The organism is Streptomyces sp. NBC_01267 (genome assembly GCF_036241575.1).
In the GTDB taxonomy this organism is placed as follows: Bacteria; Actinomycetota; Actinomycetes; order Streptomycetales; family Streptomycetaceae; genus Streptomyces.
The window spans coordinates 7,455,946-7,481,573 of the sequence record NZ_CP108455.1 but is presented as its reverse complement, the minus strand read 5'-3'; the positions used below and the strand labels follow the sequence as shown (position 1 = coordinate 7,481,573).

Genomic DNA, 25,628 nt, shown 5'->3' with positions numbered 1-25,628 from the left:
CCGCGTGGGTCAGCCGTGGATGAGCGGCACGGTCCACACGAGCCGGGTACCGCCTTGCCCGGGTGCCTCCAGGGTCAGTTCACCGCCGAGGTCCTCTGCTCTGCGGGCGAGGTTGTCGAGCCCACTGCGACGGCTTTTCGGTGCGATACCGGTGCCGTTGTCGGAGACGGTCAAGGTCAGCCGGCCGCCACGAACCACGAGAGAGATCTCTGCGGCGTCGGCGTGCGCGTGCCGCGCGACATTGCTCAGTGCCTCACCCAGGACAGCGGCGACCTGTTCCCCGGGCGCCGCTGGGACGTCGGTGTCGATGAGGCCCTCCATCCGTACGGCGGGAGTGAACCCCAGGGCCCGTGCGGCCTGTTCCACCACGGTCATGATCCGCGCCCGCAGCCCTTGGCGGGTGTGTTCCGTCCCCGGGGCCCGAAGTCCGAAGATCGTCGAACGGATGATCCTGATGGTCTCGTCCAGGTCGTCCACGGCCCGTAGCAGCCGCTCGCGTGCTTCCGGATGATCGACGAAACGTACGGCGCTCTGCAGGGTCATCCCCGTCGCGAAAAGCCGCTGGATGGCAAGATCGTGCAGGTCACGAGCGATACGGTCCCGGTCCTCCAGCAGAGCGACCTGTTCGGCAGAACGCCGCCGCTCAGCCAGCTCCATAGCGAGCGCAGCCTGCCCGGCGAAAGCCAGGAGAGGGGCCGTTCCCGAGTCTGCGAAGGGTTCCCGTCCACGGCTTCGTGCCAGCAGGAGGACGCCTCGCACCGTATCGCCGGCGATCAGTGGCACCGCGACGGCGGACTGCAGACCGCCCCACCGGGGTGGGCCGGCGGTGATGCGCGGATCCTGCGCCACGTCCACGCTGATGATCGGTTCACCGGCCTGGAGTGCGGCGCCGACGAAGGAACCCTCACGGGGCAGGACCAGCCCGTTGTGCAATCCGGCGTCCAGGCCCGAGGCCAGTGCCACTCGAAGACTCTCGCCGCTCTCGGTCGGCAGCGCCAGCGCGCCCAGATCGGCCGAGAGGATACTGCGCGCCCGGTCGACGACCAGACTCAGGACCTCGTCCTCATCCGCGCCCGACAGCAGCCCGGCAATGATCTCCGCATTGGCCTGCAGCCAGCGCTGCCGATCTCGGGAGGTCTCGTACATTCGCGCGTTCTCGATGGCCGTTCCCGCTGCCATGGCAAGCGTCAGCAGTACGGTCTCGTCTTCGCCGTCGAACTCCGCGCCGCCCCGCTTCTCGGTGAGGTACAGGTTGCCGAACACCTGGTCACCGACCCTGACCGGCACCCCGAGGAACGAGTGCATCGGCGGGTGGCCCGGCGGGAATCCGTAGGACGCCGGATGCCCGGAAAGTTCCGACAGCCGCAGGGGCTCAGGGTGTCGGATCAGCTCACCGAGGATTCCCTTGCCGGACGGCAGCGACCCGATCGACACGGCCCGCTCCCGGCTCACACCAGTGGTCAGGAATCGCGAGAGCTTCTTGTCCTCTCCGACGACGCCCAGCGCACCGTACTCGGCGTCCACCAGAACCGCCGCCGCTTCCACGATGTGCCGCAACACCTGAGGAAGCTCCAGCCCACGGCCGACCGAGAGCACAGCCTCAAGCAGACTCCGCATCGATTCCCTGGTCCCCCGCTCGACGGCGGTCAAGCGCTCCTGCAACTCCGGTGGCAGCGCCTCCGGGTCACTCGGAATGCCGTCCGCTCGCCTGCCGTCCTCGGTCACCGTGTCCTCCGCCGGGCCCCGCCGAGCAGAACTGCCTGTATCCCCACCGTAGCGGCGAACGGCGTCCCGGCATCTCGTGGCCGAAGGGGAGGGCCCGGTTCAGGTGATGGCCCGCCCCAGGACGACCTTCAGCGCCCTTTTGTCGGCGGCCCCCGAGAACACTCCGTATGCCTCTGCCATCCGGTCGAGCCCGAAGCGGTGCGTGACCAGCGGGCCCATAGGCAGCCGGCCTGCCGTCGCCATCCGCAGCAGCATCGGCGTCGAGACGGTGTCCACCAGCCCCGTCGTGATCGTCACATCCTTGATCCACAGGTCTTCGAGGTGCAGCAGCGCGGGTTTGCCGTGCACCCCGATATTGGCGATGCGACCGCCAGGACGTACCACGCGGGTGCACAGTTCGAAGGTTTCCGGCACGCCCACGGCCTCCACGGCCGCATCCGCCCCGTACCCCTCGGTCAGATCCGCGACCAACCGCGCGGGATCCTCCGACGCGCGCACCACTGCGTCGGCCCCGAGCCCGCGTGCCGTCTCCAGCCGGGACGGGTCCTGGTCGACGGCGATGATGCGGCCCGGCCCGAACAGCCCTGCCGTGGCGATCACGGCCAGTCCGATGGGGCCTGCGCCCACGACGACCACGGTGTCGCCCGGTCGGACGCGTCCGTTCAGCACACCCACCTCATAGGCAGTGGGAAAGATGTCGGCGAGCAGGACCGCGTGCTCATCGGAGAGAGCGGCGGGCAGGGGGTGGACGGAGAGATCCGCGAAGGGGACCCGTACGTAATCGGCCTGGGTCCCGTCGATCAGATGCCCCAGCACCCAGCCCCCGCCACCCAGACACTGGCCGTAGCGGGACTCCCTGCAGTAGCGGCAGCGTCCACACGCGCAGATGCAGGAGACCAGTACCCGGTCGCCTGGACGTACGGACCGCACGTCCCCGCCCACCTCGACGATCTCGCCCACGGCCTCGTGGCCGAGGACGGTCCCGGGCGCGACCTCCGGGACATCTCCCTTGAGGATGTGCAGATCGGTGCCGCAGATCGTGACGGCGTCGACGCGGACGATCGCGTCCGCCGCGTCCTTGATACCTGGATCCGGGACCTCGTCCCATGAGGCCTGTCCGGGCCCGTGAAAGACCTGTGCCTTCATGGCGTATACCTCCTGACAAATGGCGGCGCCGGGCGTCCGCGTCGCGGGACCGCGACGCTGGGCGGGAGCGCGTCTCCGGGCGCGTCAGTCGTGGGGGACCACGGCCACCGGACATGGAGCGTGGTGCAGAGTGGCCGACAGCACATGCCCGATACGGGGGGAGAACGTGGGACGCTTCTCCCAGCGACCGACGACGAGCAGTCCCGTACCGGCGATGTCGCGCACGACGGCGCGCGCAGGGCTCTCCATCTGCACACGCTCGATGACCATCACGGCTGGGTACCGGTCGCGCCATGGACTCAGCGTCCTGGTGAGATCCCGTTGCGCCTCGCAGGTCAGCTCATGGGAGAGGTACGGGTCGGGTCCGCCCCGGGTGTAGGCCGAGGGCGGCAGGTTCCTGCCGTGCACCGCCCGGAGGGTGGCGCCTCGCCGGATCGCCGCGTCGAAGGCGTACTGGATGAGCTTGTCGCACGGATGGCGCAGGCTCAGCCCCAGCACCACATCACCGTCCTCCGAGATCGGGGCCGCATCCTCCCTGGCCCGGACGAGGACCGTCGGCACCCCGGCCCGCGCGAGGACGTGCATGCCGATGTCGCCGAGGAAATACCCGGACAGCGAACTCAGTGCGCGTGAGCCGAGGACCAGCGTCTGCGACTCTGCGGCCGCTTCCAGCAGGGCGTCCACAGGCGCCGTCGCGACCAGATCCTCGTAGACCGGCAGGTCGGGGAACCGCTCCTCGATTGCGTCGCATGCGTCGGACACGATCCGTTTGGGCCAGTAGTTGGGGTCTGCCTCCGGCTGCCGCTCGGCCCTTTCTGTTGAGAGCAGCACCCAGGCGTGCAGCAGCCGCAGCGTCGCGCCGCGCGCCGATGCCTCCTGAGCTGCCCAGAACGCGGCGGACAGCGACTCGGGGGTGCCGTCCAGCCCCACGGTGACGACCGGATTCATGACATCGCCCCATTTCCCGCCCGGACGGGGTCCGTCCGGGCGCTCAGCCGCTCGGAGACCGAGACGACTCCATCCACGCTCGTGCACAGCCGGATCAGCACAGGGACCAGACTGCTGTCGTCGACCGTGCCGCGCAGAGAGACCTGCCCCTCGTCGACCTCGACGGCGACATCGGACGGCGCGAAACCCAGCGTCGTGGCGAGTACGTCGTGCACGATCTCCTCCCGGATGGCACGGTCCTGCCGCAAAAAGACCCGCAGCAGGTCAGCGCGGCTGACAATGCCCACCAGGGTGTCGGTTTCATCGACCACGGGGAGACGCTTGACGTTGTGCACACTCATCAGCCGGGCGGCCTCCACGACCGTCCATTCCGGATGCGCGCACACCGCCGGAGCGGACATGATCTCTTCCGCGTTGTGCCCCTCGGCCCTGGCCCGCTCCCACGCATCAAGGTGCGGCAGCGGCGTCCTGCCCGACAGGTCGGACCGGTCGGCCGCCTTACGCAGCAGATCCGCCTCCGAGACGATCCCGACCGGGCGGCCCGCGCTGTCCAGTACCGGTACCGCGCTGACGTCGTGTTCCGCGAGTGTCCGGGCGATCTCCTTGAACGGGGTATCGATACGCACGCTGACCACATCGCGGCTCATGAGCTCACTGATCCTGCGATGATCCATGTCCTCGCTCCCTTCCACCGCAACCGCCTGACCGCGGCCGCCTCCCAAGGGTGCGGCTGGCTGTCGTCCGGCGGCAGGAGCCACCCGGTCCCTCCCGGACGGCCGGGAAGGCCCGCAGCGGCGAACCCGAATGGGGCCGTGAGGCTCATGGCAGGGCCCTACCGGCCCCTGCCATGAGCCGCTTCCTCCGGCAACGCTGGTGAAAGAAACCGACGTGCCCTTGGAGGACCTGGTGTCCGCACACACTCCGGACGAGGTGGTCGCGGCCCACCTCGTTCTTGACGCGACGGCCGCGCCGTCCATGCACAACGCCCAGCCCTGGCGCTTCCAGTACACGCGAAGCAACGGCACCTTCAGCCTCTTCGCCGATCTGACGCGCGCCATGCCGCATTCCGACCCCACAGCTCGCGGACTGCACATCGGCTGCGGGGCTGCGCTGTTCAACCTCCGGGTGGCGGCGTCCCACATCGGCCTGCGGCCGGTCACCCGCCTGCTTCCGGACCCAGCCGTCCCCGAACTTCTGGCGACCGTACGACTCGACGAGCCCGCTGACCGCACCGACGGACTTGCTCTGCTGTACCCGGCGGTCCACGACCGTCATTCGAGCCGAGCCCCCTTCGCCGACCGGCGTATCCCGGACGAGGTCCGGCAGGCGCTCAGCGAGGCCGCGCACCAGGAGAGCGCGACCCTGGCCCTCCCCACCGGGTCCCACCTGCAGACCGTGCTCGACCTCATCAATGACGCCGAGGGATACGACCACATGGACGCGGCCCGGGAGGCCGAGACGGAACAGTGGGCACGGAGCGCCACCGATGAGGCAGCCGTGGACGGTGTGCCGGAGTACGCCTTCGGGCCGCTCAAGCGCGGCGGATCAGCTCCCGCACGGGATTTCGCCGGCCGCGTTCCGGTGGACGGCCGTACTCGGACAGTCTTCGAGGACCGGCCCCAGCTGGCACTGCTGAGCACCGCACAGGACGAGCCGGCCGACTGGCTGCGCGCGGGTCAAGCCCTGGAACGCGTCCTGCTCATCGCCACGCTCCACGGGCTGAGCAGCTCCTTCGCCACCCAGGCCCTCGAATGGCCCGATCTGCGCTGGGTGTTGCGCGACCCGCTCTCAGGCACCGGGCAGGTCCAGATGGTGGTGCGGCTGGGATACGGCCCGACGGGGCCGCAAACACCGCGCCGCCCCGTCGCACACGTACTAACGGTCGAAGACTGACGGCCGGTGATCGAATCCTCGAGAGACAAGGCGGTGGGAGCAATGGAGCTTCCCGTGGTGGTCGGAGTGGACGGATCACAGGGGAGCCTTCAGGCGGTCGACTGGGGGGCCGCAGAGGCGGAACGGTCCGGCCGGACCCTGAGAGTCGTCCATGCCTCCCTGTGGGAGCACTACGAAGGGGTCCGGCCGGGAATCTCGGCGGACCGCCCCTCCGAGCAGGTCTTCGCCGAGAACCTCGTCGCCGCGGCACAGGAGCGAGCGAATCGGCTTGCGCCAGGCATCGAGGTCTCCACCGATGTGCGGGCGGAAGAGCCGGTGTCGGCGCTCCTGGAGGAGGGCACCGAGGCCGCGCTTCTCGTGCTCGGACCTCGTGGGCACGGTCCGATCGCGGGCATGCTGCTCGGATCCGTGAGCCTGGCTGTCGCGGCGCGTGCACACTGCCCGGTTGTCGTGACGCGAGGGGAGCCGTCAGCCGGGCCGCCCAAGCGCGGGCGTGTCGTCCTCGGTATCGGGTCGACCACCGGCAGCACACTCGCCGCACGGTTCGCCTTCGAACAGGCACGGTCCAGAGGCTGTGAACTCGTCGCGGTGCGCGCCTGGAGCTTCCCGCCCTACCAGAACATGCCCTACCCGTACGTCGGAGGTGATCAGGCAAGAACGTACCGGCAGCAGGCGGAAGAAACCGCGGACCGGATCCTGGGAGTCGTCGTCGGCGACTACCCGGAGGTGGCCGTCGAGCGAAAACTCGTCGCAGGCACCGCGCATCAGATGCTCCTGGAGGAGGCGGTCGGCACTGATCTGCTGGTAGTGGGTGCGAGACGTCGCCATGCCGCCATCGGGTTGCAGCTCGGGCGCGTAAATCACGCGATGCTGCACCACGCCCCCTGCCCCGTGGCGGTCGTCCCGGAATGGTCCGGCAGTCCGTATCCGGAGCATCAGGAAGCAACGTGAAAAGAGCTGCACCGAAGGGAACGATTATGAAAGCCAAGCAGTGGAACGCGCAGATCTCCCTCACCGAGGATGGCGACGAGACCCGGGCTCGCGCAGTCCTGACCACTCAGGACTCCTGGCGTGACGACACCGCACACGTGGTGGGCCGAGGGGTCGCCCGCCGGAATCCGATCGACCGGCCGGTCCCCGAGATCGGCGATGAACTGGCCGCGAGCCGCGCTCTGGAGGACCTCGCAGTGCGTCTGCACGATGTCGCCTCGGACGACATCGTGGACTTGACCGGGCCGACGCCGACGGATCCGCCCCGGTGACCGCCGGGTCGGACTGACCGCCGATCCGGCGGTCAGTCCGACCCGTCCGCGCGAGGGCCGATCCGTGTGATGGCCGATCCGTCTCTGTGACGTCAGCCGCGCGGGTCCGTGACATCAGCCGCGCGGGATCACGGCGACCGGGCAGGGTGCGTGGTGCAGGACTGCATGCGTGACCTGACCCAGCGGATGGCCGATGCGGTGCGCGGGCTTGTGGGCGCCCACCACGAGCAGCCCGGCGTCCGTGGCCGCCTCCAGCAAGGCTCCGGCGACAGAGGCCGCCCGAACCGTTTCCACGGTGACCGTGAGGTCCGGGAACGCCTCCCGGACGGGGTCCACCATGCGCGCCGTGGCCTTGCTCTCCGCTTCGGCCACTACCGCGCTGGGGTCGTCGAACACCGTCGCCATGGACCCCACGTTCTGGTAGAACAACCAGACGCTGACCACCCGGAGCGACGCGCCGTGCAGCCGCGCGGTCCGTGCCGCGTACATCAGAGCGCTCCTGTCGCTGTCGTCCCGTACGGCGGCTGTCACGACTCGGCCGGCGCTCTCTGCGACCCGCCGCACCACGACCACCGGGCCCTTCGCGCGCGCGGCGGTGCGGAGTCCGACCGAGCCCACGAGCAGGGCGGAAAATCCGCCCAGTCCACGGGAGCCCACCACGACGGTCCCGTGCTCTCCAGCGGCCTCCAGCAGACTCTCCGTCGCCTCATCACGGCTCAGCACTGTGGAGACGCGAATGCCCGCGTGCTCCCCTGCCACGCGTGCCGCCGCCGCGTCCAGCGCTTCCGGCCCGTACGGAGAACGACGTCGATACCGTTGATGTCAAGGGAGGGAGGTTGCAGCCCACCGATCGCGTAAACGATGATCAGTGGCCGGTTCTGCGAGACAGCCTCGTCAGCAGCCCAGAGCACCGCCCGTGTGGCATGGTCCGAACCGTCGGTCCCGACCACCACGGGTGGGACTTTCCGCGCATCCGACGTTCCGTCCGTCGGGCCGCTGTCCGCCGCGCTGCCGTTCATGGCTCTGCCTCCTGGTCCGATAGCCCTGAGGAGTTGTCCCCTTCTCTTCTGCTCCTACGGTGCCAAGGCTGGCTCAGGCGCGGCGAGGGCCGTCGGGGCCGCCTCGGGGGCCGAAAGGTCCCGGAGGCGGCGGACAGCGGTACCGAGGCACGTTCGCCCAGCTCCTCATAGATGTGCGCGTGGCACCGGATACGTATGACCGTTCCCCCGTTGCCCGCCTACGGGCCGGTCAGCCCTGTCCCCGGAACCGGTCGGCCCATGCGTCGCCCCTCAGCGGGCGAGCAGTGTGACATGGACAAGGGCCCGTGCCGTAGCTCGAAGGATGTGTGGACACCATGCCGGATCACTCGAGGGAGACATCGCGTGGCCAGACCGCCCACGCGCCGCGAAGCGACCTCGGCAGACGCGTCATGGCACGCCGGGAGCAGTTGGGGCTGAGCCGGGATGCGCTGGCCGAACGAGCAGGGTCCGTACCCAGCTACGTCGAGTACGTCGAGGAGCGGCAGGCGACCCCGAGCATCGGATTCATGCTGAGCCTTGCCGATGCGCTGGAGACAACGGTCGGTGCACTGACCGGAAGCGATACGGAGCTGCCCCCCGGCACAGGGCAAGCTGCCTACCGTCCAAAGTTGACGATGCTCAGCAGCAAGGAATGTGGCGAACTGCTCTCGACCCACGGTGTCGGCAGGATCGCTGTCTCCACCTGGAACGGGCCTGCCGTGATTCCCGTCAATTACCTTGTCATCGACGGTGAAATCGCGTATCGGACTGCTCCGGGGACAGTGGCTGCTGAGGCTGTCGATCACGAGGTCGCCTTCGAGGTCGATCACATCGACGAGGCGATGAGCAAGGGCTGGAGCATCAACGTGGTCGGCACCGCGCGGGCCGTCGCCGACGACACGGCGGCCCAGGCCCTGGACCAGCATGCTTATACAACGCCTTGGGCAGGCGGGGACCGGCGCTTGTGGGTGTCGATCTCGCCCGCCCGCACAACGGGCCGCCGAATCGACATCGCGTCAGCCGACGGACCAGCGTACTGACTCGGGCGGGAGCAAAACTCACCAAGTTCAGAACCGGCCTTCCCACAGCGCGATCACCCGGGCGCTCCGCAGATGCTTCGTTTGCGTTTATTCCGTTCCGCGCCTGCCTTGAGGGGGAATCGGCTGCCGTCGCACACCTGCACCGTCCGCAGGCCAGTCGATGTGCTGCGGCCAGAGCATCTCGCCGAGCGCGGCCTCCAGGCTCGCCACAGTCAGCATGTCGGGCCAGGTCCTGCCCGCCAGGATGTTAGCGATGACCTGTCGATTGATCCCGGCTTCGGCGGCGAGCACATTGGCGCTCACCTGCCTGCGTTCCATTGCTTCCGTCAGTGCCCGAGCGATTGCCTGACCGACCTGCGCAGGCCGGTAGCCGTCCATCACCGCGTACGGCCAGTGGGCGTCGAGCGTGTACTCGAACGGCTTCTTGTTACGTCTCGTTCCTCCAGGCACGTGGCCAGTCTGGCGGACGGACCACCGGGATGCGTACTCACATCGCACATGCTACTTAAGCATCAGGGGTGTGTGCAGCCCCCAGGCCGACCCCATCGCTCGGGTCCGAGCCGCCGAGACATGACCACCACACACAACGGAGGTGAGCGGTGACGGCACACGGCCGGACTCAGCTGGCACACGATGAGCGGCTGCCGCCCACGCCAAAGATGCGTTCCGACGAGCAGCTCATCGTGCTCCGGGCCGCATGCGCGAGTACCGACTCGTTCGTCGACGGGGCCCGGCTCGCAGCAGCAACAGGTCTGGACAAGAAGAAGTGCGGTTGGTCCCGGCATTCCTGTTCAGCAGCGGCCTCGGGTCCCCGCCTACGGACCGAACGCCGCTCTGCTCATCTACATCGGCTACGCCTGGCTGAGCAACTCCGTCACACGCGCCATGATCGATTCCACCCCCGCAGATTGACACCCCTGCCCCCTGGCGCATCAGCCCGGGAGCGCCAGCGAGCGGGGAGCCGATAAGGATCAAGGACGACCCGCTACACCGGCGGCGATGGCCCGGCCTCACAGCCAGGCCCTCGCCCTGGAGGCAGGATTCGCGTGCCGTGTGCCTGCGGTCCACGTACCTGGCGCACTCCATCCCGAAGCTCCGGCGGAATCCGCGCCCCTCGCTACTTCCCCAAGCCCGGAAGTAGTTCAGGTGCCGCGTCGGCGCGTCCGACCACGCCACCCGGATGTGCGTGTCCAGGTCGGCCTGTTCATCAGGGAGCGGACCGGTCCGCACGAGCGATGGTTGCTCGTCGCCGAACTGCGCAACGAAGCAATGTTCCGTTCCGCTGTACAGCTTCCCCTCCACCCCACATCACGCTCGACCGGCACCGACCGATCAAGGACCGCAGACGGGTCGAGCCCGGTTTCCTCGGTCAGTTCGCGCGGGTGCTGGCGGTGTTGAGATTCCCGGAAGGAAACGGCTGGCCCCGGACGCTCGCCGAAGGCCCGGCCGACGCCGGGGCGGCGAAAGGGCTGGTGTGCGGGGCCGACAGAACCGGGTAACGTGTTTGTCATGTTCTTCCAGACGCCGATTTACGAGTGAGAGCGTGATGGGCCCCTGCTGGCGTCCTTCGACGTCGCCGCCCGTCCCCCACCGATGAATCCGTAGATCACTTCACATCATTACCGGGAGAACCCGTGACCGTGAGCAAGAACATCAACAACCCCGTGGGCATGGGCGGCGGCCAGCGCAAGAGGCTGTCCCGCGCCGAACGGCAGAACAACGGACCGCACCGCAACCTCGACCGCCAGGGCGCAGCCGACCAGAAGGCGGAGCTGGTGCGCAAGATGCGCGAGAAGGCAGGCGCAGCTGAGGGCGCGGGGCAGGCGGGCGACGACACCGCACAGAGCTGACGCAACGCCGCCGCAGGGCGGCACCGCACGGCGGCAGCGGGCCGCTCATGTCGGCGTTCACGTACCCGCGCCCCGGAGATGTTGCGCGTGCATCGCAACAGCCCGCGCAACACACGAGAAGCATCCGGAGCCACACCGATTACCGCCCCGGACACCGTTGTTCACATAGGGAAATTCGATTCGTTCGATTCTTCGTCAGGAACGATCCTGAGAATCGGCTCGATTAGGTCCGGGTCAGCCCGCAGGCGGACGCTAAGGGCTGTCCCGCAAATGGTGCGTCGGGTGGGGTGCCTGGCATAACTTGGTACGGTTGTCCGCATTTGGATGGCCTCGACATGTGGGCCTCGGATTTTATGGAGGCCGAGCGGTGCGGTTCGTCTGCCGGAACTTTGGACTGCCGGATCTGCCGCGCCGCGGTCTCGCCCCGCACGAGGCTCCCCTGGAAGTGCTCCTCCTCGACATAGAAGCCGAGCTATCCATCTGGGAAGAAGGGAGAGCGGTGTGGTCCGAGAAGGCGTTCCCCGTGGCTGAACTGGCGTACCACCTGGCGCTCTGGCTCCAGAGCCCAGCCGTCGGCCAGGAGGGCTTCGAGCTCGACTCGATGCAGGCGGATGCGGGACTGATCCGCATCGTGGGCTCAGATGACGGCTGGCGGGTTGGCTCCGCCTTGACCCCCGACTTCTGGACCGCGCCCGTCGCTTGGGACGTTCTCGTAGCGGAGATCAAGGAGTTCGACCGCTCCGTGCGTGAGGGCGTCGCTGCGATGGGTATCGAGCCGTCCTTCATCTCCGGGGCCTGACGGGTCCTCCGTCCGGTCGGCACCGGCTGGAATGATCATGGTGTGACTGGTGTGATCACGGCGTCAGAGCCGTCTTGTATAGGCCCGTTCACCGGGCTGAGCCCGCGCCAGTTCGCCAAGCTGGTGACCGCGCTGCGGCGCGACGGAGCGGATGCGATCCGCAAGGGGCGGCCTTGGGGTCTTCCGCTGGAGGACCGAGCGTTGTTGATCGTGGTGTACTGGCGAACGAACTTGACGATGCGCCAGCTTGCCCAGCTGTTCGGGGTCTCGAAGTCGGCGGCAGACCGCATCATCGACCATCTCGGCCCGATGCTCGCGCTCCAGCCCCGCAAGCGGTTCCGCAAGGAGACCGTCCTCATCGTGGACGGCACCCTGGTGCCCACCCGCGACCACGCCATCGCCGAGCAGTCCAAGAACTACCGGTACTCCACCAACCACCAGGTGGTCATCGACGCCGACACCCGGCTCGTCGTGCTGGTCGGCCGGCCCCTGCCCGGCAACCGCAACGACTGCAAGGCATGGGAGGAGTCCGGCGCGAAGGCCGCCGTCGGCAAGACCATGACGATCGCCGACGGCGGCTATCCGGGCACCGGGCTCGTGATGCCCCACCGGCGCCGCAAAGGCGAGGGCCTGCCCGACTGGAAGCAGGCACACAACAAGTCCCACAAGCAAGTCCGTGACCGCGTCGAGCACGTCTTCGCCCGCATGAAGACCTGGAAGATCCTGCGCGACTGCCGTCTCAGAGGAGACGGCGTCCATCACGCCATGAGCGGCATCGCCCGCCTGCACAACCTCGCCCTCGCCGGATAGGCGAACGGGCCGAACCCGGACGGCCTCGCCCCCAGCCATTCCAAGATCAGTTACGGGACAAGCCTTAGGGTCGTGAACGTGTTGAGCCCATCGGTGAGTAGGGACTTGGTCGTCGTCGGCGCCGGCATTGTCGGCGCATCTGTGGCCTATCACGCCGCTCGGGCGGGCGCCAACGTGACATTGGTCGACGCCGGGCGGCCAGGCGCCGGCGTGACGGCGCACTCGTTCGCCTGGGTCGGCGCGTCCGGCGTGCGTAAAGGTCCGGCCGCCGGGCTGCGGGCCACCACAACGGCGGAGTACCACCGGCTCGGGGCCGAGCTGCCGGGACTCCCTGTGACCTGGTCCGGCTCGCTGAGCTGGAACAGGGAGGACAGTCCGCCGGAAGCCGGACCCGGGCAGACGATCGTGGACGCGGCCACTGTAGAGACGCTGGAGCCCGCCCTTCGGCAGCCTCCGGAGTGGGCTGTCTGGGCGCCGGAGGACGGCGCTGTTGATTCGGTAGGCGTGACCGAGCGGCTGGTCGCGGGCGCTCGCGCCCATGGAGCCCGGGTACATCTGGACACGCCGGTTACCGCGGTCCGCCGGGATACAGCAGGCCGAATTGCCGGGGTTGAGACGACAGCAGGCCCCCTCTCCGGTGCGACGGTGGTGCTGGCGGCCGGAGTTGCCACGGCCGCGCTGGGCACACCGCTCGGCGTACGCGTCCCGGTCGAACCGTCACCGTCACCGCTGTTCCGGCTCAGCGCCCCGGCCGGTCTGGTCCGCACCGTGGTCAACACCGAGGACTTCGATCTCCGGCAGGTCGCCCCGGACCGGCTGATCGCCGCCGCGGACACGCCCGAACGGACCCTTGCCGCCGTCCGGTCCACTTTCCATGGCGCCGGGAGCGTCGAGTTGCTCAGCACCCGACTCGGCGCGCGTCCGATGCCGGCCGACGGTGAGCCGATCGTCGGCCCGGTCGTCGAGGTCCCCGGCCTCTACGTGGCAGTGATGCACTCCGCAGTCACGCTCGCCCCGGCCGTGGGCCGCTTGGTCGCACGGGAGTTGGTCGACGGAACCGTCGAGTCGGCTCTGGCAGGTTGCCGCCCAGATCGCTTCTGATGGTGAGGGCACTCCTTGCGCTCGTGCGATGAAGGTGGCGTCTCGTCCCAGCATTCCTCCGGACCGGCCCCCGTAAGGCACGGGCTCGGGTGGGTGAGCAGGTGGAGGCCGGTCCAGGTGGGGCCGGCCTCCGGGTGTTCGTCGGGTCAGCTGCGTGGGGTCAGGGCGAGGATGTGCAGCGAGGACTGGGACGGAAGGGTCAGGGAGCGGAGCTCCTTGTCAGGGTTCGCGGGCACGGTGTTGACGTAGAGGCGGTAGTTGAGGCCGTAGTTGGCGGGGCCCGACGGGGTGACCCGGTGGTCGGTGGTGACGGCGATGCGGGCGCCGTTGGCCGTGGGGTCGTCCGTCACCCAGTTGGGCAGATACAGGTTCGCCGTGTCGGTGGTGCCGTCCGTGTAGTGGACAGCGACCTGGCCGGTGATGCCGCCCGCCGAGGCACCGAGGAAGCCGATCTCGCGGGCGCGGCCGCTCAGCGCGATTTCCGCGCCGCCCGTGGCGTTGTCCTGTCGGCCCGGACCGTAGTCGGGGAGCGTGAAGGACATTCCGTCGACGGTGAGTTGGGCGCCCGGTGCGGCTCCGGCCGCAGCGAGTGCCTCGGCGGAGTAGCTGTTGCCGCTGTCGAACGAACCCTCGGCCGGATGGGCGTCGCGGGCGATCATGGTGTTGTTGTACGCATCGGAGAGCCGGGCCAGCGGCAGGGTCGCCGGAACGGCCGCAGTGGTGACGGCGGTGCCCGAGGCGAGTGGGTAGGTGGCGCGGGCCCGTACGGCGCCCGCGGACTCCGCGGCGTCGGCGGCGGGCGGGGTGACCGTGAACTCGGCGGTGACGGTGGCCCCGTCGGCCACGGTGTCCGGGGACTGCCGGTCCGGGGTGACCCGCCAGTCCTCGGGGGCGTCCACGGTGAGGACTACACCGGGAAGTGCGGCGCCGGTGCTGTTGGTGAAGGTCACCTTCACCGTGCCGGGGGTGGAGCGCGCGTAGAGGGCCGGGGCGATGTCGACCCGGGCGGGCGGTGCGGTGGGGCAGACGGCGCCCGGGCCGGCCGGGCCCAGGTCGTCGACGACCAGGTCGTCCAGGACGAAGGCGTCGCCCCGGTTGTGCTTGATGCCGAGCCACATGTCACCGCATCCGGCCTCGCCGGTGGTCACGGTCTGTTCGTACACCCGGTGCGGAGCCGAATGCTGCGGCGGCAGGCTGTCGTCCCAACCAGCGGGCACGGGAAGGGTGTGGGGAGGCGCCGAGTCGAGGGGGCGGGTGGTCGTGGGTGGCAGCAGGTCCTCGGTGACAGCTGAGCCGCCGTCCCGGCCGACAACGGCGCGGTAATCCGATCCGGGGTCCGCCTGGTAGGAGAAGCGGATGCGGTAGGCGCGCCCCGGGGCGAAGCGCAGGGTCTGGGGCATGGTGCGGTAGACGAGCCCTGTGCTGTCGGAGAGGGTCTTGAGGGAGAAGCGGCCTCCGATGGTGTCACGGGTGTAGTTCTCGTGGGTCTCGGAGAGGTGGGTACGGCCGCCGTCGCCATCGCCCGTGTAGACGAACGGGCCCCAGCCCTCGTCCACATGCTCGAAGTCCTCGGCGAACCAGTGGCCGCCGTACGCCGGATCGGCGCCCTCGTTCGCCACCACCCGTGCGTCGGCGAACTCCACCCGGGTGCCCTCGGCGCCCGCGTCGGCGGACAGGGTGAACAGAGCCGTGCCCCTGCCATGCCTGGGAACGGTGAACAGAACCTTCATTCGCTGGAACGAAGTGCCGTACCGGCGGGCGTTGTTGACCTTGTGGGGCAGAGGTGAGGTCGTGGCCCGGACGGTGGCGTCCGGGCCGCCGTGGCCGCTGAAGGTGAGGCTGGCCGTGCGGGTACCTGTGATGCGCACCCAGACCGAGGCGGAGTAGGTGCCGGGCGTCAGGCGGGTGACGCGCTGGGCGGCGGTGCGGGCGCCGGTCGCGGTGATCCGCAGATACGGGAGGCCGTTGCCGTCGTCCGTGACACCGACCTGGCCGGAGTCGGGCACGGTCCAGCCGTCGGTGGTACGACTGGTGAAGGAGGGGTTGGCGAGGAGGCCGCCCTTGCCGTAGTCGGGGTCGCGCAGCGGGGACGGGGCAGTGCGGTAGAGGACGTACGCGGTGGCCGCGTCGGCGGTCACCGTGACGGTGCCGCGGGTGACGGGAAGGTCGCCGATGTGGGTGCGGCCGTCTTCGCCGAGCCGGTAGAGGCCCACGGTCCCGCACTGTGCCCACTTCGCCGGAAGCTGCCAACTGGTCGCGCCGCCCGAGGGGTTCCAGTGATAGATCTTCCGCGGATCGGCCTCTTCGGTGGGCTCCCAGGGGAGGAACACGTTCGTGCCGTCCGCGATCAGCCGTCCGTTCCAGGTGATCCTGGCCGTACCGGTCGCGTCGCTGACGGAGACCCCGCCCGTCAGGTCGACCTGGTGGTCGGCCATCCGCTGGATCTCGAAGTGCTGGAGGAACTTCGTCGGAAGGTTGACCGTGAAGGTGGCCTTCAGCCAGTCCTTCAGGTTGTGCTGGCCCTGCCAGCCCATGTAGTGGGTATTGTCCGCCCCGCGCAGCAGGGAGGTGCGGTTCCAGGCGTCCCGCTGGTGGTTGCGTGCGAATCGGATGATCTGCGACTTGAGGCCACCGCCGGTCTGTCCCGCGTACGTGAAAACGCTGTCCCGCTCGAACTGGGCGTCCGCCTCACCTCCGAGCGGCAGCCCCGCACCAGTGATCACCTGTCCCTGGCGGGCGGGGGCCCAGCCGCCGGTCCAGTAGGTGTCGGAGTAGACGAAGCCGAGGTGTGGCAGATCGTCGGCGAGTCCGGCGAACCGTTGCGCGAACGCCCCGGTCGCCTGGTCCTTGACCGTGTCGGTGTGCCACGACTGGTCCATCCACCGCCAGCCGAGGTCGGAGGCGCCGTTGCTGCGGTCCCAGCGGAAGTTGCGCGATTCCGGGTACTCCTCCCAGGCGTTGATGTGCACGCCCACCGAAGCGTTGTACCGGCGGGACTCCTTGGTGAGGGTGCGCAGCGCATCCAGGCCGCCGGCCCGGGTGTTGTAGTGGCCCGCGTAGTCCATGTGACCGCTGTCGTGCCCCTCGGACTGATAGCCCTTCAGGAGGATCGCCTGCGGCAGCCCGTCCGTGTGCAGATAGGTGCGGCGGATCTCGTCGAGCGTGGTGAGGAAGGGCTGGTCCGCGTTGCTGGCGATGTTGATCGCGATGCCCTGCACCACCCGGGTGCGGCTCCAGTCGTCCGCGTACGGGTTACGCATGATCGTACGGAAGGCGATGGCAGCGTCCTGCCAGTCGGCGACACCGTCTCCGTTGCGGTCGGCGGTGACGACGACCGCGGCCTCGGGCAGCCCGAAGACCTTGCCGTCGGCACCCCGGTAGACCCATTCACCGCTCGCGATCTCCGTGTGGTGGACCCCTTCGATGTCGCTGGTGCGGTACATCAGCCGGTCCTGGGCGCAGGTGAACGACTCGACGGCGGCTGCCAGCCGGCCGGTGTCGAGCATCGCGTAGGAGGTGCGCCGCCAGGTCGAATCGGCGGTCGCGTCAGCCACCTTGACGAACACGTCGGCGGCCTCGGGCCCACCCAGTCCGTACGTCAGGGGGCAGTGCGAGAGCGCGGCATGTTGGGTGGCGGAGGCGGAGACCAGGCCCAGGCCCGGAAGTCCGAAAGTGGTGACCCGGGTGGCGCCGTGCTCCGTCATGCGCACGACCCTGAAGCGCAGGACATCGCCCTTCAGGGTCAGTTCGGCGTCCACGACGACGTCGAGGTCAGGGACGGAGATCCGGTACGCGGCCCGGCCGGCGGAGAGCTGCGAGGTGACGGCGGGGGTGTAGTCGCTGCCGTTGATGCGCACGGTACGGATCGACCCGACGGTGCCGCCCAGGGTGTCCCCGGTGGCTGTCCAGCGGTAGCCGAGGACCCGGGGAAAGCCGGGATCCACGGTCACCGTCAGGGTGTCGGAGACCAGGTCGCCGCGGCGGTCGGACGCCGCTGCCGGCAGTGCTCCGGATGCCCGGATTCCGGTGACGACGCCGGCGGCCGCAGTGGTTCTCAGCACGGTGCGGCGGCTGGGCCCCGTGTCAGTGGATTCCTGCTGGTCCATGAGGTGGTGCCCTCCTGCGGACGGAATGAGGTCCAAAAGCGTGGGTCAGTCTGGGATGTGACGACCCGTCGGACCATGGACAGAGCTGCAGAGCCCCTTGGACTTTCCGGCTACGAAGTGGATCGACATCCGGTCGCGGCGCACCGTGCGGACCCGGTGCGGGGCTTGCCCGGTGCAGTCCGTTCGACCATCGCTGTACGTGACTCCGAAGGAGAGTGGCCGGAAGCTCCCACCGTTCCCGGCACGCTGTTCCTCTCCTCGGCGCCAGGGCTCAGGCGGCGAGAGTCTGGTCACCCAGGTGCGTCAAGTGGTGGAAGAGTTCCGGGGACTTCGGGAAATGGGCGTGACAGAAGTCCCCGGGCACGGGCAGGGGGTGCCGTCCGTCCACCTGGGCCTCGGGGCCGGGGAACATCGGATCCGGGCCCACGCGGAGTGTTTCCCTCGTACGGGTAGTCATCGGCGAATTCCGGGACAGTCAAGATCACGGCGGGTGATCCTTCCCAGGTCTTCGAGCAAAGGAATTCTGCTGTGGCATTGACGACTGCGTCGATCGCGGACGAACTGGAAGCTGCGAACAAGGTCGGCGATCCCGTTGCCGATCAACTTGTGGCCGAGCTGATCGACAACCGGGAGATCGACGGGGTGAACGCCCTGTTCCGTACCATCGGTTCCCTCAAGCCGGACCAGGACCTGCCGACGCTGCCGAAACGGCTGGCGGAGTTCCTCGAGAAGGCGGCGGCCCCGCCACCGGAGTGGAGCGACGCGGACGCCACGGCGGCCGAAGGCTTCTTCGCCCACCACCACGGCGAGGCCTCCATGCTCCAGGGCACCGTCGGTCTGATCGGGACCTACCTCTCCCCGACCGGGGCCTTCACCCTCCGCTCCACCGGCCGTCTGGGCGGGGTGGACGGACCGGGCAGGCGGCTGTCGCAGTCCTCCCGGCTCTTCGTCGACATGGGCAACAAGGGTGCTCTGCGCGACGGGACGCTGGCCGCCGACGTGACCAAGGTCCGCCTGGTCCACGCTTCGGTGAGGCAACTGCACAAGAAGTCCGGGGTGTGGGACTACGCCCGGTGGGGGGAGCCGGTGTCGCAGAAGTACACCACCGGTGCCGCGTTCGTATTCAGCACACAGATCCTCCAGGCGATGAAGAACCTCGGCCTGGAGGTCTCCCGCGAGGATGCCAACGGATTCCTGTGCGCTTGGCACTACGTCAACCACTACCTGGGCACCCAGCAGGAATGGCTGGTACCCAAGAACGCCGACGAGGCGGAGCGGCTGTGGAACCACGAGCGCGACAGGGAATGGCAGAAGAGCGATGACGGCGTGTTCATGACGCACCAGGCCATCGAGTTCTACCGGAAGTTCCTTCCGCCCGGCGTGCACGACGCATTCGTCGCCATGATCCGCACCGCGCTCACGGACCCGTACGCCGATCTGGCCGGCCTCAAGCGCAGCGTACTGGACCTCGCAGGACAGCCTCTCGCCGCCGGGCACGGCCTCGTGAGCGGCGTAGGCGGTGGTCTCCTCGGTGGCGCCGCGAAGAGCACCGTCGGTGTCAACCCCTACAAGGAGATCCTGGGCATCGCCTCGAAGGCCTTCAACCAGGCCGAGCGATACGCGCTGACCCACGACCAGGACGACCAGCCCCAGATGCACCAGGAACTCGACGACAACCGCTGACCGCGCGTAACCGGTGGCCGAACACTGTTGCCCCGCCTGAACACAGGCGCCAAGGGCACCGAGGGGCGGTCCGCCCAGGATTTCCCCCACAGCCCAGGCCCACCCGTAGGCCTGGGCTCATCGGCACGTCCGCCGACCGCATGCGCACGGGCAACCCACCTGACCGGTAGGCCTGTTGCCCGGTCGGTGCGAGGTCGCAGCCACACCGGCACCCCCTGAGGGCGATGTCGCACTCCGCACCCACCCTTGAGCACGGCCCGCCGCCCCGAGGACCCGGGCGGCGGGCCGGCCACGTTGAGATCCCGCAGCAACCGTCCCACGACGGCACCAACCGTGGTGCGCACCGGTCGGGGCATCGGCTTCGACAACAGCGCGTGCCGGATCTCCTCTGGTTCTGCTGTCTCGCGGAGGTCGGTGGACTCCGTGATTCCGTCAGTTCTGACCGGCTCGCGCATCAGCGGTCCCTCGGTCTCGTGCAGCAGCTCCGCCGCCACCGGAACCGGTCACCAGTGGGGTGTGGGTACGGTCGGCGAGTCGCCGTCGTCGCCACGCACGGGTCGCGGAGGTTGGTCGAGGATCTCGCGGGCCTTCGCCCCGTTGCCATCGGCCGGGCGCTGCCAGGCGCGGACCCTGCTGCCGAGGAGGACGAAGCGTTCGAGGAGCAGGGTGAATGCCCCCTTGGTCCGTTCCATGTGATTCCCTCCGAGACGGTCTGGGAATATTCCTCGCACATCTGAACAATGGACATCAGCACGGGCTGGACCGGAGTCATCCGGCTGATGAGGGGGTTGCGTGGGCGGCATCGGTGAGGACGGCAAGAGACCGGGCCTTCGCGAGACGGCCGGGGAAACGCCGCCCGAAGGGCAATTGTCCGAGGACGCCGTCCAGGTGTTCCGGTGGGTGAGCAATCAGGGGCCGTGCGACGCCACGACGTTGGGATCGGCACTCGGGCTGCCGGAGAGCTGCGCGGCCTCGGCGGTGGCGACGCTGATCGAGCTGCTGTTGCTGCGGCATCTGCCCGGGAATCCGGGCCAGTTGGTGGCAGTGGCCCCGGACGCGGCCCTCGCCGCGCTGGTCGCGCCGAAGGAGGCGGGACTGCGCCGGCAGCTCGCCGAGATCGACCGGCTGCGGGCCGAGCTCACCCTTCTGACGCCCTTCTACGCGGAGGGCCGACGGCAGTGCCAGGGACGGACGCCGCTGACCGAGATCACGGACCTGAAGACCGTCGTGGGAATGATCACCGAGGCGACCATGCGGTGCCGGAAGGAGGTCCGTACGTGCCACCCCGGCGGGGGCCGCTCCCCGGCACTGCTCGAGCAGGCGTTCGTACGGGACCGGGACATGCTGCGCCGAGGGGTGCGGATGCGCACGCTGTACCAGCACACCGCCCGCTACCACTTGCCCACTCAGGAGTACGCGCGGCGGATGACCGACGAGGGCGCCGAGATCAGGACGCTGAGCGAACTGTTCGGCCGTATGGTCGCCTTCGACGCGGAGACGGTGTTCATACCGCACCAGGACGACCTGGACGCGGCCATCGTCATCCAGGAGCCGTCCACGGTCACGTATCTGTGCGCGACATTCGATCACGCCTGGTCGCTGGCCGATCCCTACCACCCGGCCTGGACGGAGAGTTCGGCGCGGGACGAGGTGAAGCAGGCCATCGTGCGGCTGCTGGCGGAGGGCATGAAGGACGAGATGGTGGCCCGGCGGCTGGGGATGTCGCTGCGCACCTGCCGCAAGCACATTGCCAAGATCATGGAGCAACTCGGTGCGGCCAGCCGCTTCCAGGCCGGGTATCTGGCTCGGGTGCAGTCCTCCGGTCCCGCGTCCGCGGCGGCAGGCGGAACCTGAACGCCCCGCCTCGAACGGTGTCCGGCAGCCGTGGGCGGCCGGACACGGCCTAACACCGCGTTCCCGACGCGGCAGCCTGCTCCCGCGCGAACAGCAGGGTCAGCCAGGGCAGTTCGTAGCACACCGCCTCCGGGGCCGCCATGTGCGCGGTCACCTCGGGCAGGGACGGTGGAGACAGGACGCCGACGTCGATCAGGTTCTCCAGAGCACGCTGCGCGTCCCGGCCGTCCAGCCCCAGGGCTCCGGCGGCGGTGGGGAGGGTGAAGGAAGGGTCCGCCAGAGCGGCCAGTGCGTGCAAGGTGTCGCGGGCGGGAGCGGGCAGACGCGCCCACGTCCCGGCGAGCCGGGCACGGACACCGAGGCCGCCCGACGCGAGTTCGTCCAAGGCCTCCAGAGGATGTTCGAGACGGTCCGCGTACTGCCCGAGCGTCATGTGGCGCAGCACGGACAGACGGTTCCCGGCTGCTCGCAGAGCGAACGGGAGGAGCCCGGTGGCGCCGGCAATACGTGCGGCGGCGGAGTGCTCGGCAGCCAGCCGGGGCCGCCCGATGATTCCGCCGAGCAGGTCCAGGGCCTCCTCTGCGGAGAGCGGCGGGAGTTCGATCCGGTGCGCGGACTCCAGACAGGACAGCCGGCTCCTGGAGGTGACCAGTGCGGCGGCGGCGCCCGACGGGGGCAGCAGCGGGCCGAGGGCGGTGGCGTCCGGCGCGTCGTCCAGGAGCAGCAGGATCCGGCGCCCGGACAGCCAGGAGCGCCACACGGTGGCGGCCTCCTCCCGGTCGGCGGGCAGTCTCTCGGCACATCCCAGGGATCGGGCCAGCTCGGCCAGCACCGACACCCACGGGCGCGTCGAGCCGTCCTCGGCACACAGCCGGGTGGTGACCACCCCGTCGGGATAGCGCGCGGCGAGGCGATGCGCGAGGTGCACGGCGAAGGCCGTCTTGCCGACGCCGGCCGGGCCGGTGAGAAGCACCGGGGGGCCGCCCTCACGGCCCAGCTGTGCGCTGACGGACTCCAGCTCTCGCGTGCGCCCGGTGAAGTCGGCGAGCTCCGGCGGGAGCAGTCGTGACCCGATGGGGCCGCCGCGCGGCCGGGGCAGGGCCACGTCCTCCAGCAAGGAGCGGTAGGCACCCTGCAGCGCCGCACCGGGTTCCAGGCCCAGTTCCCGGGAGAGCTGCTGACGGCAGTCGTCGTAGGCGGACAACGCCTCCGTTCTGCGGCCGACCTGGTGCAGTGCGGTGAGCTGGGCGGCGCGCAGGCGCTCCCGCAGCGGGTGGCGCCTGACCATCTCGTCAGCGGTGTCCGCGACCGGGGCCGGGTCGCCGGTCTCCAACTGCGCTTCCGCCCATGCTTCGTAGACGGCCAGCCGCCGGGCGTGCTGCCGTTCGGCGGCGGCGCGCAGCACCTCGGCGTAGGCGGCGAGGTCACTGAAGGGGTCGTACTGCCACAGGTCCAGCGCCTGACGGTAGGTCCGGGCCGCGCGGCTCGGCGCGCCCGCGCGCACCTCGGCGTCGCCGCGCCGGGCCAGTTCCTCGAAGCGCAGGGTGTCGCATTCGTCCGCGGTGAGGTGCAGGACGTAGCCGCCGGGACCGTGGTGCAGTCGGCCGAGGTCGTCGGGGTCGAGCACCCGGCGCAGCGTCGAGACGTACACCTGAAGGTTCTTGCGGGCCGTGCGGGGCGGATCGTCCGGCCAGACGGCGTCGGTCAGTTCCTCCAGCGACACCGGTGTGTTCGGACGGGTGAGCAGGACCGCCAGGACAAGGCGCTGCTTCAGCGGACCGAGCGGCAGCGGCAGACCGCCGCGGGAGGCTCGCAGGGGGCCGAGGAGGGTCAGTCGCAGAAGGGCGGCGCCGGTGCTGCACCCGCTGCCGCCTCCGCAGGCGGACTCTCGCGCGGTTCCGGATTCCGACTCCCTGTTGCGGGTTTCTGTGAGGGAATCTGTGAGGGAATCTACCATTTCCCTCGTCAACCCCTTCCCCAGCCGGTGTCGTCGGAATTCTGGAGAGTGAATGCAATTCCGTACACTAAAGCCTCCGAAGAGCGGTCGGGGGGTGAGCGAATCCGCAAGGAGCCGTGAGCACTTCGAGAATTCGATGGAATTCCTTCGGCCTTCAGAGCATGCTCACAAGTCAGTGGCGGGGCCATGGGCCCGAGGATGGTTCAAGGTGCATGCAGCAACGCACCTGCCGGGATATAGGGAAAATAGGCGGACATACCGCCAGGAAACGACGGGCCGTGTCCGGCCCCCTCCAACGGCCTGACTACCCTGCGGCGCGTACCGGCCCCGAACCGCCCGCCAACCGCGACCCAACCGGTGCCGCGCACGCTGGGGCCGCACATCCCAGACCGGACGGAGGTGACGCGATGCGGCTGGCGGAGATCATCGAGCTGCGTCCGGTACCGGCTGCCGGGCTCCTCGCCACCCTGACCAGGCGCTGCCCGCTCAGCTGTGCCCACTGCTCCACCTCGTCGGGGCCACGGGGGGAGGACACTCCGGCCGAGGCACTGCGCCGCTTCGTCGGCGGCTTCACCTCCGGGAACCGTCCGGAGGTCCTCATGCTCACGGGCGGTGAACCGCTGCTACGGCCCGCGCTCGTGGAGGAGCTCGCGGCGCTCGCCGCGACGGCCGGAACACGGACGTCGGTGCTCAGCGGCATGTTCTTCGCGGCCGAAGGCCGGGTACCCGGCCGCATCATGCGCGCGTTGCGGCATGTCGCCCATTTCTCGGCGAGCATCGACGTGTTCCACGAACGTGAAGTACCTCGCGCGGCGGCCTTTCGCGCGGTACACCGCATCATGGAAAGCGGAATCGATGTGAGCTTTCACGTGGTGGGCAACGCGGTCGACGATCCGTATCTCGCGGACATCACCACGTCCATACGGACCGAATTCCGGGACCGGGCAGCCGTACTGGTCAATCACGTCAGGCCGGTGGGGCGGGCGGCCGGCTGGGCAGCCGCCCGAACGGTCCCGTTCCAGGCCGCCCCGGACAAGATTCTCGCCGGGGGACCCGTCGCGCCGTGCGCGATGGCGGCCTGGCCGGTGGTGACCTTCGACGGCACCGTCACGGCCTGCTGCAACCAGCGTGTGGTGGACGACCGCCCGGTGCCGGAGCACCTGCGTCTGGGACACATCGCGGAGGACGACTGGCCGCTGGTACGGCGCCGCTGCGAGGAGTCGCCTGTGCTGCGCACCATCCGTACCGCCGGAGTCGGGTCCTGTACGGACTGCCGCGGCCTGGCCCGGCGGCCCGCGGCACTGGACGTGGCCGAACGCGCCGGTTCACGCCCGGCGGCCGGCGCCATGGACGCGCTCGGCGCCCGGCTCCAGCGCGATGCGGGGGCCGCTTCCCTGCTGCGACGGTACGGAAGCGAGCGGTACGCGCCGCTCGTGCTGCTCGGCGGTCGCGGGGACGAGGAGGTTCCCGCGTGAGCCCGTCGGCCGTCGCGAGCCTGCGACTCGAACTTTCCCTCGTGCAACCCGTCCTGCGGGCCTCCGCCGCCCGCGTCTGGCGCTCCGATTCCGGGCTCCCGGGCCGCTACCGGCACTATCTGTGCGCCATGCACCAGGTGATCCGTGCTTCCGTTCCGCTGATGGAGCGGGCCGCCGCACGGTGCGAGGCGCTGTCGCAGGACCCGGTGGCGCCGCTGCTCACGCGGTACCTGCGGGCCCACGCCGAGGAGGAACGGGGCCATGACGACTGGCTCCTCGCCGACGCCGCAGCGACCGGCACGGCCCCCGGCGAGCTGACCTGCGCCGTCCCGCCGGCCCACGTCGCCGCCCTGGTGGGCGCGCAGTACTACTGGCTCGAACACAGCCATCCGGTGGCCCTGCTCGGCTACATCGCGGTACTGGAGGGCAACGCGCCGGCGCCGGGCCTGGCCGGGCGGCTGGAGCGCGAGACGGGGCTGCCACAGGCTGCGTTCGAGACCGTGCGCCTTCACGCGGACCTCGACGACGGACACGGTGCGGACCTGGACCGGCTGCTCGACCGGCTGCCTCTGGACGCCGCGCAGCGCTCCCTGGTCGCCGTCAGCGCACTGCACACGGTCGCCGCTCTCACCGAGTTGTTCGACCGCATCGCCGCGGCACCAACCGTACGGGAGGGCGCTCATGAACGACCCCGCACCTGATCGCGATTGCCTCCACGCGCTGGAGGACGCCGGGTTCCCGCTGCACAGCCTCTCCCCCGAACAACGGGAGGTGCTTCAGGACCTCAGCGCGGAGGAACTGACCCTGCTCCTGGGTCTGAAGGAGCGGCTCGACGCGGCCGAGCCGGAGGTACAGGCGCACAGTGAGATCGCCGGCGGAGCACTGTTCTGATGACCGGGACCGCACGGACGAGGTGCCCCCGGTGCCCTGAACCACCGCCGGAGGGCGCGGCCTTCTGCC

Annotated in this window: 24 protein-coding genes; 13 read left to right on the top strand and 11 right to left on the bottom strand. The window is 69.5% G+C overall.

Annotated features, from left to right (window positions below):
- Positions 1-9 precede the first annotated feature (9 nt).
- The 4 genes from OG709_RS33295 to OG709_RS33280 all read right to left on the bottom strand — a co-directional run bounded on the left by OG709_RS33295 (position 10) and on the right by OG709_RS33280 (position 4,493).
- Positions 10-1,725: a sensor histidine kinase gene (locus OG709_RS33295; RefSeq protein WP_266645542.1), complete on the bottom strand. Its 1,716-nt coding sequence runs from the start codon at positions 1,723-1,725 to the stop codon at positions 10-12.
- A gap of 99 nt (positions 1,726-1,824) precedes the next feature.
- Entirely contained in the window at positions 1,825-2,871 is a 1,047-nt protein-coding gene (locus tag OG709_RS33290) for a zinc-dependent alcohol dehydrogenase family protein (protein ID WP_266645544.1), read from the bottom strand.
- A gap of 84 nt (positions 2,872-2,955) precedes the next feature.
- Complete coding sequence (locus OG709_RS33285) at positions 2,956-3,819, bottom strand: universal stress protein (RefSeq protein WP_266645546.1); 864 nt, start codon at positions 3,817-3,819, stop codon at positions 2,956-2,958.
- The gene (locus tag OG709_RS33280; protein WP_266645548.1) at positions 3,816-4,493 is read right to left on the bottom strand and encodes a CBS domain-containing protein; all 678 of its coding nucleotides are present in this window, start codon (positions 4,491-4,493) and stop codon (positions 3,816-3,818) included. Before OG709_RS33280 ends, OG709_RS33285 begins: the two co-directional genes overlap by 4 nt.
- A 232-nt stretch (positions 4,494-4,725) precedes the next feature.
- Here OG709_RS33280 and OG709_RS33275 point away from each other — a divergent pair, with 232 nt between their 5' ends.
- From OG709_RS33275 to OG709_RS33265, 3 genes are read left to right on the top strand one after another with little or no spacing between them, the layout of a single operon-like run.
- Positions 4,726-5,712 carry an Acg family FMN-binding oxidoreductase gene (locus OG709_RS33275; RefSeq protein ID WP_442815252.1) on the top strand — a complete coding sequence of 329 codons (987 nt, stop codon included), beginning with the start codon at positions 4,726-4,728 and terminating at the stop codon, positions 5,710-5,712.
- 42 nt (positions 5,713-5,754) lie between these two features.
- Positions 5,755-6,663, top strand: a complete 909-nt coding sequence (locus OG709_RS33270; protein ID WP_329168809.1) for a universal stress protein — start codon at positions 5,755-5,757, stop codon at positions 6,661-6,663.
- Positions 6,664-6,689: 26 nt separating this feature from the next.
- Positions 6,690-6,974 (top strand): DUF1876 domain-containing protein, encoded by a 285-nt coding sequence (locus OG709_RS33265; RefSeq protein WP_266645552.1) that lies wholly within the window; start codon positions 6,690-6,692, stop codon positions 6,972-6,974.
- 114 nt (positions 6,975-7,088) lie between these two features.
- Here the strand turns inward: OG709_RS33265 and OG709_RS33260 are convergent, their stop codons facing one another.
- Together OG709_RS33260 and OG709_RS33255 are read right to left on the bottom strand one after the other, a co-directional pair.
- On the bottom strand, positions 7,089-7,754 hold the full coding sequence (locus OG709_RS33260) for a universal stress protein (RefSeq protein ID WP_329169255.1): 666 nt from the start codon (positions 7,752-7,754) through the stop codon (positions 7,089-7,091).
- Positions 7,691-7,993 (bottom strand): universal stress protein, encoded by a 303-nt coding sequence (locus tag OG709_RS33255; RefSeq protein ID WP_329168807.1) that lies wholly within the window; start codon positions 7,991-7,993, stop codon positions 7,691-7,693. The genes OG709_RS33260 and OG709_RS33255 overlap by 64 nt, the downstream gene beginning before the upstream one ends.
- A 335-nt stretch (positions 7,994-8,328) precedes the next feature.
- Here OG709_RS33255 and OG709_RS33250 point away from each other — a divergent pair, with 335 nt between their 5' ends.
- Entirely contained in the window at positions 8,329-9,033 is a 705-nt protein-coding gene (locus OG709_RS33250; protein WP_266646220.1) for a helix-turn-helix domain-containing protein, read from the top strand.
- A gap of 87 nt (positions 9,034-9,120) precedes the next feature.
- Here the strand turns inward: OG709_RS33250 and OG709_RS33245 are convergent, their stop codons facing one another.
- Positions 9,121-9,483, bottom strand: coding sequence for a helix-turn-helix domain-containing protein (locus OG709_RS33245; RefSeq protein ID WP_266645556.1), 363 nt, complete (start codon positions 9,481-9,483; stop codon positions 9,121-9,123).
- Positions 9,484-10,667: 1,184 nt separating this feature from the next.
- On the opposite strand from OG709_RS33245, the gene OG709_RS33240 reads away from it, so the two are divergent.
- The 4 genes from OG709_RS33240 to OG709_RS33225 all read left to right on the top strand — a co-directional run bounded on the left by OG709_RS33240 (position 10,668) and on the right by OG709_RS33225 (position 13,593).
- Positions 10,668-10,883, top strand: a complete 216-nt coding sequence (locus tag OG709_RS33240) for a DUF6243 family protein (RefSeq protein WP_030988248.1) — start codon at positions 10,668-10,670, stop codon at positions 10,881-10,883.
- Between the two features lie 367 nt (positions 10,884-11,250).
- Complete coding sequence (locus tag OG709_RS33235) at positions 11,251-11,682, top strand: DUF7878 domain-containing protein (protein WP_329168801.1); 432 nt, start codon at positions 11,251-11,253, stop codon at positions 11,680-11,682.
- 42 nt (positions 11,683-11,724) lie between these two features.
- A complete protein-coding gene (locus OG709_RS33230; protein WP_329168800.1) occupies positions 11,725-12,492 on the top strand; it encodes a transposase in 768 nt (255 codons plus the stop codon).
- 72 nt (positions 12,493-12,564) lie between these two features.
- Complete coding sequence (locus OG709_RS33225) at positions 12,565-13,593, top strand: NAD(P)/FAD-dependent oxidoreductase (RefSeq protein ID WP_329168798.1); 1,029 nt, start codon at positions 12,565-12,567, stop codon at positions 13,591-13,593.
- Positions 13,594-13,739: 146 nt separating this feature from the next.
- On the opposite strand, the gene OG709_RS33220 is transcribed toward OG709_RS33225, so the two are convergent.
- Both OG709_RS33220 and OG709_RS33215 read right to left on the bottom strand, forming a co-directional pair.
- Positions 13,740-17,699 (bottom strand): endo-alpha-N-acetylgalactosaminidase family protein, encoded by a 3,960-nt coding sequence (locus OG709_RS33220; RefSeq protein ID WP_329168797.1) that lies wholly within the window; start codon positions 17,697-17,699, stop codon positions 13,740-13,742.
- A 271-nt stretch (positions 17,700-17,970) separates the two neighbouring features.
- Positions 17,971-18,156, bottom strand: a complete 186-nt coding sequence (locus OG709_RS33215; RefSeq protein WP_329168796.1) for a hypothetical protein — start codon at positions 18,154-18,156, stop codon at positions 17,971-17,973.
- Positions 18,157-18,227: 71 nt separating this feature from the next.
- On the opposite strand from OG709_RS33215, the gene OG709_RS33210 reads away from it, so the two are divergent.
- A complete protein-coding gene (locus OG709_RS33210) occupies positions 18,228-19,382 on the top strand; it encodes an oxygenase MpaB family protein (RefSeq protein WP_329168794.1) in 1,155 nt (384 codons plus the stop codon).
- Positions 19,383-19,885: 503 nt separating this feature from the next.
- Here the strand turns inward: OG709_RS33210 and OG709_RS33205 are convergent.
- Positions 19,886-20,074 (bottom strand): hypothetical protein, encoded by a 189-nt coding sequence (locus OG709_RS33205; RefSeq protein ID WP_326693540.1) that lies wholly within the window; start codon positions 20,072-20,074, stop codon positions 19,886-19,888.
- Positions 20,075-20,282: 208 nt separating this feature from the next.
- Between OG709_RS33205 and OG709_RS33200 the strand changes: the two genes are divergently transcribed.
- Complete coding sequence (locus tag OG709_RS33200; RefSeq protein WP_250301633.1) at positions 20,283-21,236, top strand: helix-turn-helix transcriptional regulator; 954 nt, start codon at positions 20,283-20,285, stop codon at positions 21,234-21,236.
- Between the two features lie 49 nt (positions 21,237-21,285).
- On the opposite strand, the gene OG709_RS33195 is transcribed toward OG709_RS33200, so the two are convergent.
- Positions 21,286-23,193, bottom strand: a complete 1,908-nt coding sequence (locus OG709_RS33195) for an AfsR/SARP family transcriptional regulator (RefSeq protein ID WP_329168792.1) — start codon at positions 23,191-23,193, stop codon at positions 21,286-21,288.
- Positions 23,194-23,600: 407 nt separating this feature from the next.
- On the opposite strand from OG709_RS33195, the gene OG709_RS33190 reads away from it, so the two are divergent.
- The 3 genes from OG709_RS33190 to OG709_RS33180 are packed head-to-tail and all read left to right on the top strand — an operon-like array spanning position 23,601 to position 25,559.
- Positions 23,601-24,668, top strand: a complete 1,068-nt coding sequence (locus OG709_RS33190; protein ID WP_266645571.1) for a radical SAM protein — start codon at positions 23,601-23,603, stop codon at positions 24,666-24,668.
- On the top strand, positions 24,665-25,369 hold the full coding sequence (locus OG709_RS33185) for an iron-containing redox enzyme family protein (protein ID WP_266645573.1): 705 nt from the start codon (positions 24,665-24,667) through the stop codon (positions 25,367-25,369). Before OG709_RS33190 ends, OG709_RS33185 begins: the two co-directional genes overlap by 4 nt.
- The gene (locus OG709_RS33180; protein ID WP_250301637.1) at positions 25,350-25,559 is read left to right on the top strand and encodes an aroma-sacti cluster domain-containing protein; all 210 of its coding nucleotides are present in this window, start codon (positions 25,350-25,352) and stop codon (positions 25,557-25,559) included. The genes OG709_RS33185 and OG709_RS33180 overlap by 20 nt, the downstream gene beginning before the upstream one ends.
- Positions 25,560-25,628 lie beyond the last annotated feature (69 nt).

Coding starts and splice junctions, on each gene's coding strand:
- OG709_RS33215 (WP_329168796.1), bottom strand. CDS start 18,156: ATGACTACCCGTACGAGGGAAACACTCCGCGTGGGCCCGGATCCGATG.
- OG709_RS33270 (WP_329168809.1), top strand. CDS start 5,755: ATGGAGCTTCCCGTGGTGGTCGGAGTGGACGGATCACAGGGGAGCCTT.
- OG709_RS33180 (WP_250301637.1), top strand. CDS start 25,350: ATGAACGACCCCGCACCTGATCGCGATTGCCTCCACGCGCTGGAGGAC.
- OG709_RS33290 (WP_266645544.1), bottom strand. CDS start 2,871: ATGAAGGCACAGGTCTTTCACGGGCCCGGACAGGCCTCATGGGACGAG.
- OG709_RS33265 (WP_266645552.1), top strand. CDS start 6,690: ATGAAAGCCAAGCAGTGGAACGCGCAGATCTCCCTCACCGAGGATGGC.
- OG709_RS33190 (WP_266645571.1), top strand. CDS start 23,601: ATGCGGCTGGCGGAGATCATCGAGCTGCGTCCGGTACCGGCTGCCGGG.
- OG709_RS33205 (WP_326693540.1), bottom strand. CDS start 20,074: ATGGAACGGACCAAGGGGGCATTCACCCTGCTCCTCGAACGCTTCGTC.
- OG709_RS33195 (WP_329168792.1), bottom strand. CDS start 23,193: ATGGTAGATTCCCTCACAGATTCCCTCACAGAAACCCGCAACAGGGAG.
- OG709_RS33280 (WP_266645548.1), bottom strand. CDS start 4,493: ATGGATCATCGCAGGATCAGTGAGCTCATGAGCCGCGATGTGGTCAGC.
- OG709_RS33285 (WP_266645546.1), bottom strand. CDS start 3,819: ATGAATCCGGTCGTCACCGTGGGGCTGGACGGCACCCCCGAGTCGCTG.
- OG709_RS33255 (WP_329168807.1), bottom strand. CDS start 7,993: ATGAACGGCAGCGCGGCGGACAGCGGCCCGACGGACGGAACGTCGGAT.
- OG709_RS33220 (WP_329168797.1), bottom strand. CDS start 17,699: ATGGACCAGCAGGAATCCACTGACACGGGGCCCAGCCGCCGCACCGTG.
- OG709_RS33250 (WP_266646220.1), top strand. CDS start 8,329: ATGCCGGATCACTCGAGGGAGACATCGCGTGGCCAGACCGCCCACGCG.